The sequence below is a fragment of the Bacillota bacterium genome (genome assembly GCA_030705925.1).
Lineage (GTDB): Bacteria > Bacillota > Clostridia > Oscillospirales > Feifaniaceae > JAUZPM01.
Map to the genome: position 1 here is coordinate 25,335 of JAUZPM010000002.1, position 17,769 is coordinate 43,103.

General features: G+C 39.5%; 25 protein-coding genes. All 25 read left to right on the forward strand.

Annotation, left to right across the window (positions count from 1 at the left end; all coding sequences use genetic code 11):
• Nucleotides 1–6 precede the first annotated feature (6 nt).
• A complete protein-coding gene (locus Q8865_00675) occupies nucleotides 7–996 on the forward strand; it encodes a biotin--[acetyl-CoA-carboxylase] ligase (GenBank protein ID MDP4151941.1) in 990 nt (329 codons plus the stop codon).
• On the forward strand, nucleotides 993–1,541 hold the full coding sequence (locus Q8865_00680; GenBank protein ID MDP4151942.1) for a biotin transporter BioY: 549 nt from the start codon (nucleotides 993–995) through the stop codon (nucleotides 1,539–1,541). Before Q8865_00675 ends, Q8865_00680 begins: the two co-directional genes overlap by 4 nt.
• Nucleotides 1,542–1,609: 68 nt before the next feature.
• Nucleotides 1,610–2,356 (forward strand): hypothetical protein, encoded by a 747-nt coding sequence (locus Q8865_00685; protein ID MDP4151943.1) that lies wholly within the window; start codon nucleotides 1,610–1,612, stop codon nucleotides 2,354–2,356.
• Nucleotides 2,357–2,409: 53 nt separating this feature from the next.
• The gene (yabP, locus tag Q8865_00690; GenBank protein ID MDP4151944.1) at nucleotides 2,410–2,691 is read left to right on the forward strand and encodes a sporulation protein YabP; all 282 of its coding nucleotides are present in this window, start codon (nucleotides 2,410–2,412) and stop codon (nucleotides 2,689–2,691) included.
• A 1-nt stretch (nucleotide 2,692) separates the two neighbouring features.
• On the forward strand, nucleotides 2,693–3,208 hold the full coding sequence (locus tag Q8865_00695) for a spore cortex biosynthesis protein YabQ (protein ID MDP4151945.1): 516 nt from the start codon (nucleotides 2,693–2,695) through the stop codon (nucleotides 3,206–3,208).
• Nucleotides 3,198–3,479, forward strand: coding sequence for a septum formation initiator family protein (locus tag Q8865_00700; protein MDP4151946.1), 282 nt, complete (start codon nucleotides 3,198–3,200; stop codon nucleotides 3,477–3,479). The genes Q8865_00695 and Q8865_00700 overlap by 11 nt, the downstream gene beginning before the upstream one ends.
• A gap of 58 nt (nucleotides 3,480–3,537) precedes the next feature.
• On the forward strand, nucleotides 3,538–3,969 hold the full coding sequence (locus Q8865_00705; protein MDP4151947.1) for a S1 RNA-binding domain-containing protein: 432 nt from the start codon (nucleotides 3,538–3,540) through the stop codon (nucleotides 3,967–3,969).
• A 229-nt stretch (nucleotides 3,970–4,198) separates the two neighbouring features.
• Complete coding sequence (locus Q8865_00710; GenBank protein ID MDP4151948.1) at nucleotides 4,199–5,353, forward strand: amidohydrolase; 1,155 nt, start codon at nucleotides 4,199–4,201, stop codon at nucleotides 5,351–5,353.
• Nucleotides 5,354–5,359: 6 nt separating this feature from the next.
• Complete coding sequence (locus tag Q8865_00715) at nucleotides 5,360–6,202, forward strand: fumarate hydratase (protein ID MDP4151949.1); 843 nt, start codon at nucleotides 5,360–5,362, stop codon at nucleotides 6,200–6,202.
• A gap of 92 nt (nucleotides 6,203–6,294) precedes the next feature.
• Nucleotides 6,295–6,819 carry a ribosome-associated translation inhibitor RaiA gene (raiA, locus tag Q8865_00720; GenBank protein ID MDP4151950.1) on the forward strand — a complete coding sequence of 175 codons (525 nt, stop codon included), beginning with the start codon at nucleotides 6,295–6,297 and terminating at the stop codon, nucleotides 6,817–6,819.
• A gap of 122 nt (nucleotides 6,820–6,941) precedes the next feature.
• Nucleotides 6,942–7,856: a metal ABC transporter substrate-binding protein gene (locus Q8865_00725; protein MDP4151951.1), complete on the forward strand. Its 915-nt coding sequence runs from the start codon at nucleotides 6,942–6,944 to the stop codon at nucleotides 7,854–7,856.
• 4 nt (nucleotides 7,857–7,860) lie between these two features.
• Complete coding sequence (locus Q8865_00730) at nucleotides 7,861–8,604, forward strand: ABC transporter ATP-binding protein (protein MDP4151952.1); 744 nt, start codon at nucleotides 7,861–7,863, stop codon at nucleotides 8,602–8,604.
• Complete coding sequence (locus Q8865_00735; protein ID MDP4151953.1) at nucleotides 8,601–9,419, forward strand: metal ABC transporter permease; 819 nt, start codon at nucleotides 8,601–8,603, stop codon at nucleotides 9,417–9,419. Before Q8865_00730 ends, Q8865_00735 begins: the two co-directional genes overlap by 4 nt.
• Nucleotides 9,412–9,825 carry a Fur family transcriptional regulator gene (locus Q8865_00740; GenBank protein MDP4151954.1) on the forward strand — a complete coding sequence of 138 codons (414 nt, stop codon included), beginning with the start codon at nucleotides 9,412–9,414 and terminating at the stop codon, nucleotides 9,823–9,825. The genes Q8865_00735 and Q8865_00740 overlap by 8 nt, the downstream gene beginning before the upstream one ends.
• Nucleotides 9,826–10,599: 774 nt before the next feature.
• A complete protein-coding gene (locus Q8865_00745; GenBank protein MDP4151955.1) occupies nucleotides 10,600–12,492 on the forward strand; it encodes a cation-translocating P-type ATPase in 1,893 nt (630 codons plus the stop codon).
• 166 nt (nucleotides 12,493–12,658) lie between these two features.
• Nucleotides 12,659–12,853 (forward strand): spore coat associated protein CotJA, encoded by a 195-nt coding sequence (locus Q8865_00750; GenBank protein ID MDP4151956.1) that lies wholly within the window; start codon nucleotides 12,659–12,661, stop codon nucleotides 12,851–12,853.
• Nucleotides 12,847–13,224, forward strand: coding sequence for a spore coat protein CotJB (locus tag Q8865_00755; protein MDP4151957.1), 378 nt, complete (start codon nucleotides 12,847–12,849; stop codon nucleotides 13,222–13,224). Before Q8865_00750 ends, Q8865_00755 begins: the two co-directional genes overlap by 7 nt.
• Nucleotides 13,225–13,238: 14 nt before the next feature.
• Nucleotides 13,239–13,808 carry a manganese catalase family protein gene (locus Q8865_00760; GenBank protein MDP4151958.1) on the forward strand — a complete coding sequence of 190 codons (570 nt, stop codon included), beginning with the start codon at nucleotides 13,239–13,241 and terminating at the stop codon, nucleotides 13,806–13,808.
• 61 nt (nucleotides 13,809–13,869) lie between these two features.
• Nucleotides 13,870–14,031: a hypothetical protein gene (locus Q8865_00765; protein ID MDP4151959.1), complete on the forward strand. Its 162-nt coding sequence runs from the start codon at nucleotides 13,870–13,872 to the stop codon at nucleotides 14,029–14,031.
• Nucleotides 14,031–14,285, forward strand: coding sequence for a hypothetical protein (locus tag Q8865_00770; GenBank protein MDP4151960.1), 255 nt, complete (start codon nucleotides 14,031–14,033; stop codon nucleotides 14,283–14,285). The genes Q8865_00765 and Q8865_00770 overlap by 1 nt, the downstream gene beginning before the upstream one ends.
• A 91-nt stretch (nucleotides 14,286–14,376) precedes the next feature.
• Nucleotides 14,377–15,210: an endonuclease/exonuclease/phosphatase family protein gene (locus Q8865_00775; protein ID MDP4151961.1), complete on the forward strand. Its 834-nt coding sequence runs from the start codon at nucleotides 14,377–14,379 to the stop codon at nucleotides 15,208–15,210.
• Nucleotides 15,211–15,359: 149 nt separating this feature from the next.
• Complete coding sequence (locus Q8865_00780; GenBank protein ID MDP4151962.1) at nucleotides 15,360–15,734, forward strand: DUF134 domain-containing protein; 375 nt, start codon at nucleotides 15,360–15,362, stop codon at nucleotides 15,732–15,734.
• Nucleotides 15,727–16,563 (forward strand): Mrp/NBP35 family ATP-binding protein, encoded by an 837-nt coding sequence (locus Q8865_00785; protein ID MDP4151963.1) that lies wholly within the window; start codon nucleotides 15,727–15,729, stop codon nucleotides 16,561–16,563. Before Q8865_00780 ends, Q8865_00785 begins: the two co-directional genes overlap by 8 nt.
• 1 nt (nucleotide 16,564) lies before the next feature.
• The gene (locus tag Q8865_00790; protein MDP4151964.1) at nucleotides 16,565–16,951 is read left to right on the forward strand and encodes a NifB/NifX family molybdenum-iron cluster-binding protein; all 387 of its coding nucleotides are present in this window, start codon (nucleotides 16,565–16,567) and stop codon (nucleotides 16,949–16,951) included.
• 179 nt (nucleotides 16,952–17,130) lie between these two features.
• Nucleotides 17,131–17,766: a hypothetical protein gene (locus Q8865_00795; protein MDP4151965.1), complete on the forward strand. Its 636-nt coding sequence runs from the start codon at nucleotides 17,131–17,133 to the stop codon at nucleotides 17,764–17,766.
• Nucleotides 17,767–17,769 lie beyond the last annotated feature (3 nt).

A 17,769-nucleotide genomic window follows, 5' to 3' on the forward strand; every position in this document is an offset into this window, starting at 1 on the left:
GATGATATGTTAGATAAAAAAATATATGCTATTTTAAACAGGAGCCGGGGCAAGATTATCTCTGGAGGAGAAATCAGCCGGGAATTAGGGGTTACACGCGCAGCGGTCTGGAAAGAGATTAGGCATCTGATAGCTGAGGGCACTGAGATAGAGAGCATTCATGGCAGGGGATACTGTTTAAACAGCGAAGATGATACTCTAAGTGAAGAAGCCATAAAAGCCCATCTTGCTACTAATGAAATCGGCAGGAATATTGCAATATTAAAAACTGTTGATTCAACAAACAATTATGCAAAAGCAGAGGCTGCATCGGGCGCACCTCATGGTTTTACTGTCATATCCGAAGAGCAGACAGCAGGAAAAGGCAGGCTTGGACGAAAGTTTGAATCTCCGGCAAAGAAAGGGATTTACTTAAGCATAGTTCTACGTCCAAACATCCCTGCTAGAGATATGGGATTTTATACCATTTCCGCTGCTGTAGCAGTTTCAGAGGCAGTTGAAAAAATATCAGGGCTAATTCCAGAGATAAAATGGGTAAATGACGTTTTACTTTCAGGTAAAAAACTGTGCGGAATACTTACTGAAGCATCTGTTGAAGGTGAAAGTCATCATCTTGAATATGTCGTTGTTGGTATTGGAATTAACGTATCTACAGACAAAAAGGATTTTAGCGAAAATGTCGGTGATATTGCGGTATCTTTATCACAGGAGGGCTTAACGAAGGTTAACCGTTGCCGGCTTATCGCTGAGATTTTAAATCAATATGAAAAATTGTACAGTATGTTTTTATTTGAAAATAATAAAAAAGAAGTACTTGACCTATATAAAAAGCGTCTTTGCGTTTTGGGAAAGGAAATAGATATAATTTCAGGAAACACAAAGCGACAGGGAAAAGCTGTTTTGCTTGATGAGGAAGGCGGGCTTGTTGTTGAACTGCCGGACGGCAAACGCGAAACTTTGACTTACGGTGAGATCAGTATAATGAATAAAGAATGAAAAAGTTTAATATTAAGAATATGGCGCTATGTGCGATGTTTGCGGCACTGTCGGCTGTGTCTGCATTCATAAAAATCCCTTCACCTATAGTCCCGTTTACAATGCAGGTTTTTGTTGTGGTTCTTTCAGGTGTTTTGTTGGGATCACGTCTAGGAGCTATTTCTCAGGCACTTTATGTTGCAATCGGGCTTATTGGCCTGCCGGTGTTTACAACAGGCGGTGGTTTAGGATATGTATTTCAGCCCAGTTTTGGCTATCTTTTCGGGTTTATTTGCGGTTCGTTTGTTGCTGGGTTTATTACGGAAAGAATAAAGAAACCATCTTTTCTAGGTTATTTTTTAGCTTTGATCATAACGATTATTGCAGTATATATACCGGGTGTTATTCATTTATACATTATAAAAAACTTATATCTGGGAACGTCAATGTCAATCGGAAAGACGTTATGGTATGGCGCGGCATTGTTTATTCCAGAAGATTTAATTACAGGTATTATTGCAATATTGATTGCTTTACGTATCCGACCTGTAATTAATAACCTGTAAAAATCTGCACATGCTGTTGACACTGCTTTTAGATGATGATACTATAAGACGAAAGGGAGGAAATCTCTGTGAAAGACAGCATTTTTAAACAATCGTTTAGGGATATTAAAGAAAATTATTGGTTTTTTATTGTTTTGGCTGTCGGCGTAATGATTTTTTTATTTTTAGGGTTAGATATATTTTCTGGAATAATAGTAGATTTAATGTATATGTCGGATCATACAAGCGTCATTATTAAATCATTAACGTTATTATTGGTAATCGCAGTATTAACTTTAACACTATCTGTTTCAGCAGGTTTGTTTAGAAAAATTCATGATGGAAATGTAAGCGCACAAAAAGTGTCGTTAAAATATTTTATTTGCTCTTTCTGCGCTGTCATTCTATTTTACGTTATACCGGGTATTTGTTTGTCAGTAATAAACTTTTACAGCAATGCCGGTGATTTATTACAGATCGTATATATGCTTTTAAACTGGTTATTTATTTCGCTTGCTGTTGCTTTTGTATTGGCATCAACTTATAGAATTAATACATTTAAATATATTCTGACTTCAGTGAAGTATTGGATCACAACTGCTATATTTATGGCGGCAGGCTATATCACAAAAATATTTTCGTTTTATTTTTCAAATATACTGTTTCCATTAAAAATTTCTGAAGAAGATTATTCATATGGATTAACGGCGGCTTATAGTTGTAATATACTTTTTTACAAAATAATCTACACTCTTTTAGCGGCTGTTTGTATTTTGCTGCTTTACGAAATAATTGTCAGGATTTATATAAGTCAGCTTGACAGGCACAAGGAATAATAGCAAGCGCTGTATCATACTCTTTAGTAATAAAACTAAGGAGGATAAAGGACATGGCGGAAGAAAAGAAAACCCAAAAAACAGCGCATAATATAATTCTTGAAAACAGACACTTGGTTAGTATTTCTGGGGTAGAAGATGTGGACAGCTTTGACGACGAGAGCGTATCACTTTATACAGTTGCAGGCGAACTAGTTGTTAGCGGGACAGATTTACATATTAATCGGCTGAACGTTGAGAGTGGAGATGTGCAGATCGAGGGGGAAATTGATAGTCTGGAATATACCGCGCAGGAGAGCAAAAAAGGCGGCTTCTTCTCACGGTTGATTAAATAGTATGGAGCTGTCGGTTGCCAACCAGGCTGTAGTATTTCTTCTGTCAGTTGCACTTGGCTTCGTGCTTGGATTTATTTACGATATATTCCGAATACTTCGTATTGCCGTGCGGACGAAGGGCATTGGCGTTTTTATCGAGGACATGTTATTCTGGATAATATGTGCTGTTGCAGTGCTTTTGTTCTTGTTTGTATTCACGAGCGGCGAAGTCAGAATGTACACATTTATTGGGACAGCTCTTGGCGCAGTTATCTATTTTATGTCCTTGAGTATTCTAATTATGTCAAGCGCGAAAATAATTATTATACAAATTAAAAAAATTATAAAATTTCTTTTGCATATCGTGGCAATGCCGATTATAATAGTATCAATGGCTACTAAGCCACTTATGGTTCGGTATAAGAGAAAAACCGTAAGGCGGGTGTATTTTATTACTCACCCGTTTCATATGTTTGGGCGTAAACCACGTGTTAAAAAACGGCGCGTAAAGTCACGCGGAGGAGAAAATGAAACGTAAAAAAAGCGGATGGATTGTTAAACTGTGTCTGGCGGCATTTATAATCTATACCGCATATAAACTTGTAAATCTTCAGATGGAGATTCACGGAAAACGTGCTGAAATTGCTGATTACAAGGTGAAAATTGAGGAACAGCAACGTCAGAATGAGAATCTACAGCAGGATATCGATCATAAGCTGACTGAGGATGAGATCAAGCAGATAGCTCGAGACAAATTGGGACTTGCCACTCCCGATGAGCGTATCTTCGTCAATGTTACAGGGCAGTAATGGGTCAGTTACAGCTTATGGCTGTTAAATATGTATATTAAACAAGGGGGACATTTATTTGGGGTTCGAAGTCGGAATGGTGGTTGACGGGAAAATAACCGGCATTACAAAGTTTGGCGCTTTTGTCGCACTGCCGGACGGAAAGTCAGGCATGATTCATGTGTCCGAAATTTCAAATGAGTATGTAAAGGAAATCCGTGATTACGTAAAAGAGGGAGATACGGTTAAGGCTAAAGTTATATCTATAGATAACGAAGGCAGAATTAGCTTATCAATTAAACAGCTCACGGAAAATAAACAGCAAAAACGTGCTCCGCGCCCGGTCAGGGTTTTCAGCGGAGTGCCTGATGATATTGACTGGTCAAGGAAGACAGAAACGGGATTTGAGGATATGATGAGCCGTTTTAAACAGGACAGTGATGAAAAAATCTCCGCGATCAGACGGAATTTTGAATCAAAACGTGGCACTTCATATAAAAAAAGAGGTTAGTAAATATTTAAAGCCCGTTAAACGCTGGATCATCCGGCGCTTTTCGGGCTGTTTTCTTTACTGTTTGTTCTTTTTTATAAAATAAAAAGACCGGCATTCTTGCCGGCCGCAAAGGAAAACAAAACAATGAAAGGGCAAATGAAGGGAGTAAACAACAGCTATATATTAACACGACTTACATAATATGTCAACAGGTTTTCTGAAAAAGTTTTATTTTTTTGGAGGAAAAATGTTAATCATTAATGCACATATATTGCCAATGGACGGAACTTCGATCGAAAACGGATATATCTATATCAAAAACGGCAAGATTTCCGCTGTCGGAAATATGGATGATATTCCGGATACTTTAAATAATTCAGGTAATAAATTTGATGCAAAGGGTGCTCTGGCATTACCAGGATTTGTGGACGCACATTCACATATCGGCATGTGGGAGGATGGGCTTGCGTTTGAAGGTGATGACGGCAATGAAAACACAGATCCGTCAACACCTAATATGCGCGCAGTTGACGCAATAAATCCAATGGATTTTGCATTTACAGAAGCACTTGACGGAGGAGTTACTACTGTTGTAACCGGACCCGGCAGTTCCAACCCTGTGGCTGGGCAATTTGCCGCCATTAAAACTTATGGACGCAGGATTGAAGATATGCTGATCAAGGCTCCTCTTTGCATGAAATTTGCTCTCGGAGAGAATCCGAAAATCAGTTTTACTGAAAAGGGAAACGCTCCGAAAACGAGGATGGCAACTGCTGCAATTATTAGAGAAACGTTGTCTAAAGCGGTTGAGTATGCAGAAGGCAAGCGGAAAAAGAATAAGGACGATCGTCCTGAGTATGATGCAAAAAGTGAAGCAATTCTTCCTCTTTTGGAGGGCAAAATATTTGCGCAGTTCCATGCTCACAGGGCAGATGATATATTCACAGCGATAAGGATCGCAAAAGAATTTAAAATTAAATATGTAATTACCCATTGCACTGAGGGGCATCTTATAGCGGATATACTTGCTAAGGAGGGCGCAAGGGCTATCGTAGGGCCAAGCCTTGCCACGCGCAGCAAACCGGAACTGAAAAATCAGTCTTTTGAAACGCCTGCTGTATTATCTAAAGCCGGAGTAACTACTGCTATTACCGTTGACCACCCGGTGTTGCCTCAGCAGTTTTTGCCACTTGCAGCCGCTTTAGCGGTTAAAGCCGGTATGGAAAAAGAGGAAGCCTTAAGGGCGATAACCATAAATGCCGCTGTTATTTCCGGGATTGATGAAAGAGTTGGATCAATTACTGTAGGAAAAGATGCGGACATTGTGGTTTTTGATCGGGATCCGCTTGATATAATGGCTAAAACGATTTTTATTACGGTGAATGGCAAACGGGTAAAGTAGGAAAATATGAGAGAAATTAATGTAAATATTATTACTCAAACAGTCGAAAGACTTTGCATTGAAAGCAATCTTAAACTTCCGGCTGATATTGAGAAAGCAATAAGAGATGCGTCTAAAAATGAAGAATCAGCATTGTCATGCGACGTTATGCAAACTATATGTGATAACATGGATGCCGCGGCTGAAATGAATCTTCCAGTTTGTCAGGACACCGGTATGGCAGTGGTATTTTTGTCAATTGGTCAGGATGTTCATTTTACAGACGGAAACCTTTATGACGCAGTAAACGAAGGTGTGCGAAAAGGTTATCTAAATGGATATTTGCGGCTGTCTGTTGTAGAGGACCCGTTAAGACGTAAAAACACCGGTGATAATACCCCAGCTGTAATTCATACAGAAATTGTGCCGGGTGACCGGGTTCGTGTAATCGTCGCCCCAAAAGGATTTGGCAGTGAGAATATGAGTGCCCTTAAAATGTTTACACCATCAGCGACTCGTGACGATATATTGACATTCATTACTGATACTGTAAAGAAGGCCTCAAGTAATCCATGCCCTCCAATCATAGTCGGCGTTGGTATCGGTGGCACATTTGAAAAATGTGCGGTACTTGCAAAGCAGGCTCTTATTACACCGTTAGACTGTCCAAATTCAGACTCTTTTTATGCAGAAATGGAGAAAGATGCGCTTTCTGCCATTAACGAGACCGGCATAGGACCTGCCGGTTTAGGCGGGAAAACAACTGCTCTCGGAGTGCGCATCAAAGCATTTCCTACACATATTGCCGGGCTTCCCGTTGCTGTTAATATCGGGTGTTACGTGTCCCGCCACAAAGAGGAAACCATTTGACATTGTACCCTTGTTGCGTTAAAATGAATTTGAGGGAATAACAATCCTTCACTGACAAAAGATAGATATAAAAAGCAAAAGGGGTGTCATTTATGGAAATCAACATTACTGTATTGGGAAAATATGAACTGCCTAAAAATGCAGCAGAGCACATTGAAAAGAAACTTACCAAGCTCAACAAATTTTTCAGCGAAGACACCGTTGCCCAAGTCAAAGTTTACGAAGTTAAATTAGGCGTTTCTATTGAGGTTACTGTTTACTATAAGGACATGATTTTTAGAGCAGAAAGGACTGCTCCGAAGTTATACCCTGCACTTGATTCTATTGAAGATATACTGGAAAGACAAATACGCAAGAATAAAACCAGACTTGAAAGGCGGCTTAAAGAGGGCGCCTTTGCCGGAGGATTTGAAACACCAGTTGAAGAGGAGAAAGATTTTGATGTTCTCAGAGTCAAGAAATTTAGCCCGAAACCTTTAAATGTTGACGAGGCCATACTTCAAATGAACCTTCTCGACCATACATTTTTCGTATTCCATAATGCAGAAACTGATAAAGTAAACGTTGTATATAGAAGAAACGATGGCGGTTACGGATTGCTTGAACCAAATGTTTAATAGAAAAAATAAAGGTACCGAATTTCGGTGCCTTTATTTTTTTACGAATAGCATATTGACAATGAATGGAAAGAGTTATAAAATAAATGCGAATGCGAATAATTTGCATTTAGGAGGATTAAATGAAAAAATCGATTTCTTTTTTATTGTCTATATGTTTGACGTTAGCGTTTACAGGATGTTCAACAGGTAATCAGATGAATGGGGCAGGAAAAACAGAGATAAAAGTTTATGCCAGTATATATCCTGTATATGACTTTGCAAAAAAAATAGGCGGCGATAGAATAAATTTAAAATGTATAGTTCCATCAGGGACCGAGCCGCATGACTGGGAGCCGGCATCAACCGATATTGCTAATTTGGAAAAAGCGGACGTCTTTTTATATAACGGCGCGGGTATGGAACAATGGGCGGAAAAAGTAACTAAATCTATTAAAAATAAAAATATAGTTATATCCGAAGTCTCAAAAGGGATTGAACTTTTGACTGAAAAGTCAGAAGGAAAAGCTGAAACGCAAAGTGATCCACATGTTTGGCTAAATCCGCAAAACGCCAAAATCGAAATGGAAAACATAAAAAATGCACTTGAAAAGGCTGACCCTCAAAATCAGGATTTTTATGAGCAGAATTACAGCGATTGTTCAAGACAGCTTGATGAACTTGATAAAGAGTTTAAAGATACACTTTCGACTCTGCCAGGTAAAGATGTAATTGTTGCCCACCAGGCATTTGGCTATTTATGTTCTGCATATGGGTTAAATCAGGTCGCAATTGAGGGGCTCACAGCTGATTCTGAGCCTGATCCGGCTAAAATGGCTGAGATAATAGACTATGTAAAGAAGAATAATATTAAGGTTATATATTATGAAGATCTAATTAATCCTAAGGTCGCGAAATCAATTGCAGATGCAACTGGGGCTAATACAATGGCTCTCAATCCTGTGGAAGGACTTACTGATGATCAGCAGGCATCCGGTCTTGAATACTTTTCAGTTATGCGAAGCAACTTATCGGCGCTTTCACAAGGTTTAAGGTGATAAAATGGAAGTAATAGCACAGGCAGAAAACCTTTGTTTCAGATATGGTGACGAGCCGGTTTTGGAACAGGTCAACTTTGCAATTAATGAAGGGGATTTTGTAGGTATTATAGGTTCAAACGGGTCAGGCAAAAGCACTCTTCTAAAACTCCTTTTAGGGCTAATTAAACCAGCGTCCGGAAGGATAAAATTGTTTGGAAAAGATGCGCATACTTTTACTGACTGGACGAAAATTGGGTACGTTCCGCAAAACAGCGGTACGAGTGCAGGGGGATTTCCTGCCACTGCAGAGGAAGTCGTAAAAGCAAACCTGTTTTCACAAATAGGGCTGCTGCATTTTCCCAAAAAACAGCATACTGCAATGACACTTGACGCTCTTGAAATGGTTGGAATGCGTGAACATGCAAAACAGCTTGTAAGCACAATGTCTGGCGGACAGCGGCAGAGAGTTATGCTTGCAAGGGTGCTGGTAAACAAGCCAAAGCTTTTGATTTTGGACGAGCCTACCACAGGGGTAGATGCGAAGTCGGTTGAGATGCTTTATGACTTGCTTAGAGGTTTTAATCACGATGGGATGACGGTATTAATGGTTACTCATGATACAGAACGTGTTTCAAATATTACAAACAGGATGTTATGCATTGAAGATGGATCGCTTGTAGAATTAGCTCGCGATGAGCTTGCAAGCGAACTGAAACATAAGCATAAACACCCGCTTAGACAGCAGAACGGGGATAAATTAATATGACGCTATTTCAGTATGATTTTATGAGACGTGCCTTTATTGTCGGAATATTGCTTGCAACAATAATCCCATGCATAGGAATTATTGTCGTACAAAAAAGACTTTCCATGATCGGAGACGCTTTATCGCATACATCACTTGCGGGCGTTGCGGCAGGACTTATTTTAAATATCAATCCTATTTTGGGAGCCGTTGTAGCATGTATCGCCGCCGCTCTGAGTATTGAGGCAATAAGAAAAAGGATCCCTAAATTTTCTGAGATGTCTATAGCAATAATCATGTCAGCCGGCATAGGGCTTGCCGGCGTATTGTCGGGTTTCGTTAAAAACGCTGCAAATTTTAACAGCTTTCTATTTGGCAGTATCGTTGCTATAAGTGATTTTGAACTGATTATGGTTATTGCTGTAAGCATTGCCGTTATGTTATCGTTTATCTTTTTATTTAAAGAGCTTTTTTATGTTGCTTATGATGAACAGGCAGCAAAGCTTGCTGGAATCCCAGTAAAAACTGTTAATTTTATTTTTACGATTTTAACAGCCGTAACAGTCTCAGCTGCGGCTAGAACAGTTGGAGCGCTGATTGTCTCTTCGCTGATGGTATTACCTGTTGCATGCGGTATGCGGTTTGGAAAAAGTTACAGGCAGACTGTAATTTATTCAGTAGCTTTTGGAATATTGTTTACAATAGCAGGATTATTTATTTCATATTACGCAAGCCTAAAGCCCGGTGCAACAATTGTTCTTGTGGGAGTTATTTCACTTGTTTTTATTATGATTATACAATCTATATTTCATAGGGGAGTGGGTAATAATGCTTGATGATAAATGGCCTGACGGAATAAAAAAGACAAGACAGCGTGAATGTGTTTTAACTATTTTAAAAAATGCAGATACACCGCTTACGGCTCTTGATATATATGAAAAAATCGATCAGTCAACTGCGCCAGTATGGCTGTCAACAGTGTACAGAGTACTTGAGCTGTTGGCTGAAAAAGGCTTTGTTAGTAGGACAACGTTAATTGACAAGGGTATAATGCTTTACGAGATTAACAGGAATGAACATAAGCATTATGCGGTCTGTATACATTGTCATAAGAGGATTGCCCTTCAAAACTGCCCGCTTGAAATCTTTACGCCTGAGCTTACTGAAAATAATTTTCATGTTGTCGGGCATAAAGTTGAAATGTATGGTTATTGCAGTAAATGCTATGCTGAAATGTTATAAGAACTAAACCATATTTTCAGCCTTGTAAAATGATGTTTACTATGTTAATATACATTAAAAAGGTCTTTTTATGGGGATGATTGTTTGAGAAAATCAAATGCAAAAACCTGGTTTAAATTCGGCTGCATCGCTTCTGCATTGTTCGTTCTTGTATCTTTTTTTGCGTTTTACTGGACTAAAATGCCGTTTCGCTATAATAACATGATTTATACTTATAAATTCACGTTATGGGATCTAGTCAGGTATCTAGGAAATATGGATGCATTTAAGGCGCATATAGGCAATGATAAAGTTGCTGAAGAAATGATGAAAGTATTTAGGGATTTTACATTAATTTTTTATACCATGATGCTGATTCCTATACTTTACGCCATTTATGCTGTTTTGGCCGTTACCAAGTTTGAAAAAAGCCATTTTTTTGGAAACATAGCTGCCACTACAACTATGGTGCTTACGGTTTTTATGGCGGTTGTTGATGTGGATATCTGGGAACGCGCCAGTATGGATCCTAATGCTAAATATGTACTTCCTGGTTTTTTAACTCTTATAATCTGTAAAGGAGTTTTTATTGTGCTTTTAGGAGCGACTGTACATAAAACACTTATACATAGGTTTAGAGACGACAAGAGGGTTTGGACATGCTCTTCCTGCGGTCAGGAGAACTCGATTGAAACACATATGTGTGGGTCTTGCGGGTCTTTACGCTATAACTCGGGAAAATCAAAGTACGAGAGATACCTTCTCCGTTTTTGGTATGACCATGATTTCAGAACTATGATTTTTACGATCATTTCAGGTATTACACTGGTCTTAAGTCTTTTAAAAGTTAAGTTTTCGTTATTTGGTTTTGAATTTGATATTGCATGGATTGCAATTATATTATCGGGCACTCCTATGCTTTGGATGGCGATTTATGGATTATTTACTAGGCTTGATATAAAAGCTGGTGTTCTTGTTTCGCTTGCGCTTATCGCAGCTGTCTATATCAATGCTTATTTTGCTGCCGGCGAAGTGGCGTTTATAATGATGGTCGGAGAACTTCTGGAAAACAGCACTATGCGAAAGGCAAGAGAAGGATTATCAGGTCTGATAAGTCTAGCGCCAAAGACTGCAAGAGTTCTGGTGGATGGAACCGAAAAAGTTATTTCAGCGTCTCAGGTGAATATCGGTGATCATATCTTGGTAAAGCCGGGTGAAACGATTCCTGTTGACGGCAAAATTTTAAGTGGAGAAACTTCGGTAAATCAGGCAGTTATGACAGGCGAGTCGATGCCTGTTGCCAAAACGGCCGGAGATGAAGTTTTTGTCGGGACAATTAATCAGCACGGTGCTATTGAAATCGAAACAACAAAGATTGGCGCAGATTCTTCTCTTGGCAAGATGATCAGCCTTGTCAAAGAAGCCGAAGAAAAGAAAGCACGTGTAGTAAGGATTGCGGACAAATGGGCTGGATATATTGTGCCGGTTGCACTCTTTATTGCAATCCTTGTTTATTTTGGCGGCGCCTCACTGAGCCAAGGAATGGTTATACTTGCAAGCCATCATAAAACCGGGAGCCAGTATTATAACCAGATTCAAAGAGCAGTTACAGTGCTTGTTGTTTTTTGCCCATGTGCACTGGTGCTTGCAACGCCTACCGCAATGATGGCGGCAATCGGGAACGCAACCAAAAAAGGAATACTTATAAAATCAGGCGAAGCTCTTGAACTTATGAGCAGGATTACGGCGATCGCATTTGATAAGACAGGGACTATTACAGAGGGAAAGCCAGCCGTAGTTTCCACTTTATGCTTCAATGGCTCAAGAGAAAATGAACTCATAAGTCTTGCGGCAAGTGCAGAGCGTCTTAGCGAACATCATCTTGGGCAAGCTGTCATTAGATTCGCTGAACAAAAAGGTATTGAAACACTTCCTGCTGATAACTTTCTAATGCACTCCGGCAAAGGTATATCTGTCAATATAAAAGGTTATCCCGTATTTGTTGGCAACATCCGCCTTATGGAGGAAAACGGCATTGCTATATCAGAGGATGAAAAAGAACAGGTTCAGGAACAGCAGAAAAACGGAAAAACTGTTTTACTTGTATCTGATCAAAAACATCTATTAGGGTTTATATCTGTTGCAGATACCGTAAAGAAAAATGCTCGGGATTCTGTTTTAAAGCTAAAAAATGCGGGCATAAAAAATGTTGTGCTGATCACCGGCGATAATGAAGTAACAGCTAACGCTATTGCAACTCAAACAGATATTGTAAATGTTTATTCTTCACAACTTCCGGAAGATAAGGTGAACGTCGTCAAAAAGCTTATGGAGAATTCAAGCGTTGCAATGGTTGGAGACGGTGTAAACGATGCACCGGCTCTAGCAACAGCTAACGTAGGTATTGCTATGGGTGCGATGGGAACTGATATAGCGATAGAGGCGGCTGACATAGCTTTGATGAGTGATGAGCTTGAAAGGCTGCCTGAGCTTATTGATCTCTCAAAAAAGACAATGAGTACAATAAAAATCAATATTATTATATCTATGTGTATAAATGCCCTCGCAATTACAGCTGCAGCAGCAGGAATTTTAAATCCGGCTATGGGTGCAATTGTTCATAATGCCGGCTCTGTCCTGGTTGTAGCAAATTCAGCCATGATGCTGAAATACAAGCTTAATCAATGATAAAAAAATTATATCTTTAATTGAAGAAAAATCCCCGTTATCTGCGGGGATTTTTTTGTTTTCAAGATAGAAACTGTGCTTTTTACAAACAGTCAAAGGGAACGAATTTATTTCTTTACACGTATAGTGTTATTGTCAATCCATGTAGAAAGGATGAAATATACTAATGATAAACGAAATGAAACAAGAAGACACTATGAGATATAGGCAGCCTACATTGTTTCTCGGATATGCCGCTGTTCCAAACCAAAGTTTACAGCAGGTCTATGATGAAGCAAGGGCGTTAACAAGAGGAACAATTTTCCCTGAATTGGATTTGCCTTATGGGGTTTACGGCAGGGAGGGATATTTACCATGGTAGATTACGGATATGATGATTTTATGGAAGAATATCTCCAAAAGAGAGAATCAAAAGAAGTAAACGCTAAGCCAATGGAAATTCGCCAGCCCGAAATGCGTCAGCCTGAAATGCGGACTACCCCAATGAGTAACAGGCAGGAAAGTCTTTTACGTAAAATTCAAGAGTATGAATTCTATGCAATAGACTTGAATTTATATCTTGACACTCATCCGACTGATAAACGTGCATTGCGCATGTTTAAAGAGACAGTTGAAAAGTCGAAACAGCTAGAATCTGAATACGTTGAGAATTACGGCCCGCTTAAGGCAAGCGACGCAACAAACAAAGACTATTGGACATGGATCGAAAGCCCATGGCCATGGGAAAGATAGACGAGGTGTAGTATATGTGGATTTATGAAAAGAAAACAGAGTATCCGATTAAAATTAGAAATAAAAACCCCAAACTCGCACAGTTCATTTTGACACAATATGGCGGCCCTGATGGCGAGCTTGGAGCGTCGTTGCGTTATTTGTCTCAGCGTTTTTCTATGCCTGATGATATTTCCAAAGGTACATTAAATGACATAGGTACAGAGGAACTGGCCCATTTGGAAATAATCGGCGCAATTGTTCATCAATTGACTTCAGGAGTAGGAGCAAAGGATTTTGAAAAATCGGGCGTTGGTGCTTACTACGTAGATCATACCAATGCCGTATATCCTGCCTCTGCATCCGGTTCTCCTTGGACGGCGGCGTATATTCAGTCAAAAGGTGATCCGATAACAGACATTATGGAGGATATGGCTGCTGAACAAAAGGCACGTACAACATATGATAACATACTGAAACTTTCAGATGACCCTGATGTAAATGAAATTATCAAGTTTCTGCGCGAAAGGGAAGTAGTGCATTTTCAACGTTTTGGCGAGGTTTTAAATAATCTTCAAGCTAATATCAAGCCTAGGAAACTATAATACAATAATACAGTTTCTATTAAAAAAGCATCTTTTATGCGTTTTTGCAAGGGATGCTTTTTTGTATAATGCGGCAGTCGATGCGGAGCTTTCCACAAGAAAGGATGGCCACGATTGTAGGCACTGCGTCAAGGCTTATGAATCAGCGAAAACTGGACGTAACTGCTTGAATGAACATTTAGAACGCGAACAAGATATCATAGTATCAAAGGGGGCTACATAATGAAGAAACGCAAAAGAAAATATGAATTCTCGAAAGTGATACTTACCTGGGTGACGGGCGGCGTCATATTTGTGACTGTTTTTGCGTGTATTATGTCTTGGAAGACCAATGATATGAGCGTGTTCCAGTATCTTATCCCGGCAGTTTTCACGGAACTCGCGACTGCGACGGGGTTTTATTTCAACAAGGCAAAAGCTGAAAACTTAGTTAAAATTCAAAAGAATGTGCCGCAGGATAAAAGCGAAGGCGAATAAAAGAAAGGATTTTTAAAATATGTTGTTATTGACAATAAGTGAGTACTTTGATACATTAAGCAGGTAATTAAAAAGAGAGAGGAAAATGCAAATGAACAGCGTGAATGTTAAAGAAGACGGCTTCATTCGCATAATGACAAGTAATGTTTGGGGCAACTGTGGTGCGAATTTAATTGCTAACAGAGATGATTTGCTGGCGCAGGTTTTTCTCAGTTTGTTGCCGGATGTAATCGGTATGCAGGAGTTTTCGCCTAAAATTCGCGGAGAGATACCTAACCTCACGGAGCTTATATCAAGCTGTTATGCCGAGGTGGAGGTGGAAGCAGGGGAGTATTTAAACAATTACACTCCGCTGGTGTATCTTCGTGATAAATACAGTGTGCTTAAATCTGGATTTCACTCATACAGCGGGCTTAATGACAAAAATTCAAAATCTATCACTTGGGCGGTGTTTCAAAGTCATGTGGAGGATGTCCGTTTTGCCGTATGCTCAACGCATTTTTACTGGACTGGCGATGAGGCAGGCAATGCTGCAAGACTTAATAATTGCGATGAGTTAAAGGCTGTTACTGATGGGATTTTAAAAGACTATAATGTACCTGTTTTCTGCATAGGGGACTTTAACTGCACTATCGGAAGTGAGCCAATGAGCAAGCTTTTTGCACACGGTTTTACTGATACGCATGATGCGGCAACTTTACACGCATCTAATTCAGGGGGGCATCATAATTATCCGGAATGGGATGAAAAAACGAATACATTTAAAAATGCGCCTAAACCCATAGGTACATATGATAATTCAATTGATCATATTCTTTTAACGGGGGAACGGGCAGACATTTTTGTTTACGAAACTGTTGAAATGCAAGATGCGCTTGATGCATCTGACCATTGCCCGGTTTTTGCTGATGTCAGAATTGATTAAATATAAAGCCGTTTGCTTTTGAGCAAGCGGTTTTTGTTTTAGTTCATTTTTATGCCAATGTAAATTAACATTAATGATTATTGACATATGCCGAAAAAGAAGTATAATAAATATAAATGGCATATGCCGATAATGGGGTGGTGAAAGATATGGCAAGACCAAAAAAATGGCGGCGTGTATGCTGTATGCCAATGAGTCAAAGCTTTGGCCCATTAGAGACAGAAGTCCGAGATCGAAACATTATTCTAATGACTGTAGATGAATATGAATCTATACGTTTGATAGACTTGGAAGGCATGACCCAGGAAGAATGCGCCGAAGTTATGACTGTTGCCAGAACCACTGCACAGGCTATATACAACAGCGCGCGTAAAAAGCTGGCAGAAGCATTGGTAAATGGAAAAGAGCTGCACATCAACGGCGGCGATTTCGTTATTTGCAATGGCGAGCCGCCGGGATGCGGCTGCAATCATTGTCATAAGAGAAGATGTCAACAAGATTTAGGAGATGAAAATAATGAGTGAGGAATGTTCACACGATTGTTCTTCTTGCGAGAGCGAATGTAATGAAAGAACGGGGGAAAAAACAGATTTTAGGGAGAAATCTAACGAACTGAGCCACATAAAAAAAGTTATAGGGGTGGTCAGCGGCAAGGGTGGCGTAGGCAAGTCGATTGTTACCTCTATGATGGCAGTATTGGCACAGCGAAAAGGTTTTCAAACTGCTATACTAGACGCAGATATTACCGGACCGTCTATACCTAAAGCATTTGGTATCCATGAAAAAGCATCCGGCAGTGAATTGGGATTATTTCCTGCGAAGACAAAGACCGGTATCTCTGTGATGTCTTTAAACCTTCTTCTTGAAAATGAAACCGATCCAGTAGTATGGCGCGGTCCAATCATTGCCGGTACAGTCAAGCAGTTCTGGACGGATGTTATATGGGGAGACGTGGACTATATGTTTATCGACATGCCTCCTGGAACTGGTGACGTACCGTTGACAGTGTTTCAATCAATACCTGTTGATGGAGTTATCATAGTTTCTTCACCTCAGGAATTGGTTGGCATGATTGTTGAAAAGGCAGTTAATATGGCTAATATGATGAATATACCGATTTTGGGGCTTGTTGAAAATATGAGCTATGTAAAATGTCCGGACTGCGGTAAAGAATATAAATTATTCGGCGAAAGTCATATAGACGCAATTGCTGAAAAGTTTGGCGTTAAGACAGTGTCTAAAATTCCAATTGATTCGAAACTTGCCGTTGCCTGTGACGCTGGCATGATCGAACTCTTTGATGGAGGCTGGCTTGATAATATGATTAACATGATTGAAAGCGAGGTAAAATAGCGTGAGAGTTGCGGTTACTTATGAAGACGGGCAGGTGTTCCAGCATTTTGGACATACAGAGAGTTTTAAGGTGTATGATATTAAAAATAATGAAGTTGTCTTAGCCACAATAGTGAGTACGAATGGCAGCGGGCATGGAGCGCTTGCGGAAATGCTAAAAAGGCTCAATGTAACGACTCTAATCTGCGGCGGCATTGGAGGCGGGGCTAAGCGCGCATTAGCAGAGGCAAAAATCGAACTATTTGGCGGGGTGACTGGCAGTGCAGACGCTGCAGTTGAGTCGCTTTTAAAAGGAAATTTGGTATTTGATTCTGAAGCGACATGCGATCATCACGGCGAACATCACGAAGGTAATTGCAATACGAACGGATGCAAAGATCACAATTAAAGTAAAAAAATTTAAAGCGGCTTCCGGAAAATCGGTAGCCGCTTTTCGTTTATACTATACAATCTATGAAACTTAGTATATTTTATTATTTAAATTGTATAATAAATTATATAACATTGTTGACAAATTAAATAAATAATACTACAATAAACTTATAAAATACAGGAATTGGAGCAAATATGAAAAAAAGTTTATATAGTCTGTTGCTTTATGATGATTTAGTAGCTGCTCTTGACAGGGTAGGATATACAATGAATATAAGCAGGTCAAATCTTATCAATCAGATTATTGCAGATTATTTGTCAATGCAGACGCCTCATGGTCAACGCCGCGATATATTTGATGAACTTGCACGGCTTATGGTTTCAAAGCCGCCGTTTAGAGTGCAGAGCGATCCGACTGACTCAATGATGTCTGTATATTCTCGGCTTCAATATCGATACAATCCTACGATAAGGTATTGTATCGAATTATCAAAAGATGGGGATATTGCAGAGGGAGTGCTTAGAGTTACAACTCGTACGCAAAGCAATGAACTTTTGGAAGCGCTTAAGAGCTTTTTTACCCTCTGGAAGAATATCGAAAACTACTGTTTGGGCGGAAATGTTCACAGCGAACTGTCAGAAGGGCGGTTTGAACGCAGTTTTTCGCTAAAAGATAAAAAAATCGGAAGCAGTTCAGATATTGCGGAGGCTATTTCAGGTTATATAAATATTTTACACAATGGCTTATCAAATTACCTTTCGGGAGGGACAGAAAGGGAACTTCTGAATCTTTATCAAAACTATATATCAGAGCAATCATCAATAAGTTAAAGG

Excerpts from the sequence above, each read along its gene's own strand:
- Q8865_00740 (MDP4151954.1), top strand. The coding sequence starts at position 9,412 with ATGCTTGATGATAAATGGCCTGACGGAATAAAAAAGACAAGACAGCGT.
- yabP (MDP4151944.1), top strand. The coding sequence starts at position 2,410 with ATGGCGGAAGAAAAGAAAACCCAAAAAACAGCGCATAATATAATTCTT.
- Q8865_00715 (MDP4151949.1), top strand. The coding sequence starts at position 5,360 with ATGAGAGAAATTAATGTAAATATTATTACTCAAACAGTCGAAAGACTT.
- Q8865_00795 (MDP4151965.1), top strand. The coding sequence starts at position 17,131 with ATGAAAAAAAGTTTATATAGTCTGTTGCTTTATGATGATTTAGTAGCT.
- raiA (MDP4151950.1), top strand. The coding sequence starts at position 6,295 with ATGGAAATCAACATTACTGTATTGGGAAAATATGAACTGCCTAAAAAT.
- Q8865_00735 (MDP4151953.1), top strand. The coding sequence starts at position 8,601 with ATGACGCTATTTCAGTATGATTTTATGAGACGTGCCTTTATTGTCGGA.
- Q8865_00745 (MDP4151955.1), top strand. The coding sequence starts at position 10,600 with ATGATTTTTACGATCATTTCAGGTATTACACTGGTCTTAAGTCTTTTA.
- Q8865_00675 (MDP4151941.1), top strand. The coding sequence starts at position 7 with ATGTTAGATAAAAAAATATATGCTATTTTAAACAGGAGCCGGGGCAAG.
- Q8865_00775 (MDP4151961.1), top strand. The coding sequence starts at position 14,377 with ATGAACAGCGTGAATGTTAAAGAAGACGGCTTCATTCGCATAATGACA.
- Q8865_00680 (MDP4151942.1), top strand. The coding sequence starts at position 993 with ATGAAAAAGTTTAATATTAAGAATATGGCGCTATGTGCGATGTTTGCG.
- Q8865_00725 (MDP4151951.1), top strand. The coding sequence starts at position 6,942 with ATGAAAAAATCGATTTCTTTTTTATTGTCTATATGTTTGACGTTAGCG.
- Q8865_00785 (MDP4151963.1), top strand. The coding sequence starts at position 15,727 with ATGAGTGAGGAATGTTCACACGATTGTTCTTCTTGCGAGAGCGAATGT.
- Q8865_00770 (MDP4151960.1), top strand. The coding sequence starts at position 14,031 with ATGAAGAAACGCAAAAGAAAATATGAATTCTCGAAAGTGATACTTACC.
- Q8865_00755 (MDP4151957.1), top strand. The coding sequence starts at position 12,847 with ATGGTAGATTACGGATATGATGATTTTATGGAAGAATATCTCCAAAAG.
- Q8865_00710 (MDP4151948.1), top strand. The coding sequence starts at position 4,199 with ATGTTAATCATTAATGCACATATATTGCCAATGGACGGAACTTCGATC.
- Q8865_00695 (MDP4151945.1), top strand. The coding sequence starts at position 2,693 with ATGGAGCTGTCGGTTGCCAACCAGGCTGTAGTATTTCTTCTGTCAGTT.
- Q8865_00750 (MDP4151956.1), top strand. The coding sequence starts at position 12,659 with ATGATAAACGAAATGAAACAAGAAGACACTATGAGATATAGGCAGCCT.
- Q8865_00760 (MDP4151958.1), top strand. The coding sequence starts at position 13,239 with ATGTGGATTTATGAAAAGAAAACAGAGTATCCGATTAAAATTAGAAAT.
- Q8865_00780 (MDP4151962.1), top strand. The coding sequence starts at position 15,360 with ATGGCAAGACCAAAAAAATGGCGGCGTGTATGCTGTATGCCAATGAGT.
- Q8865_00730 (MDP4151952.1), top strand. The coding sequence starts at position 7,861 with ATGGAAGTAATAGCACAGGCAGAAAACCTTTGTTTCAGATATGGTGAC.
- Q8865_00700 (MDP4151946.1), top strand. The coding sequence starts at position 3,198 with ATGAAACGTAAAAAAAGCGGATGGATTGTTAAACTGTGTCTGGCGGCA.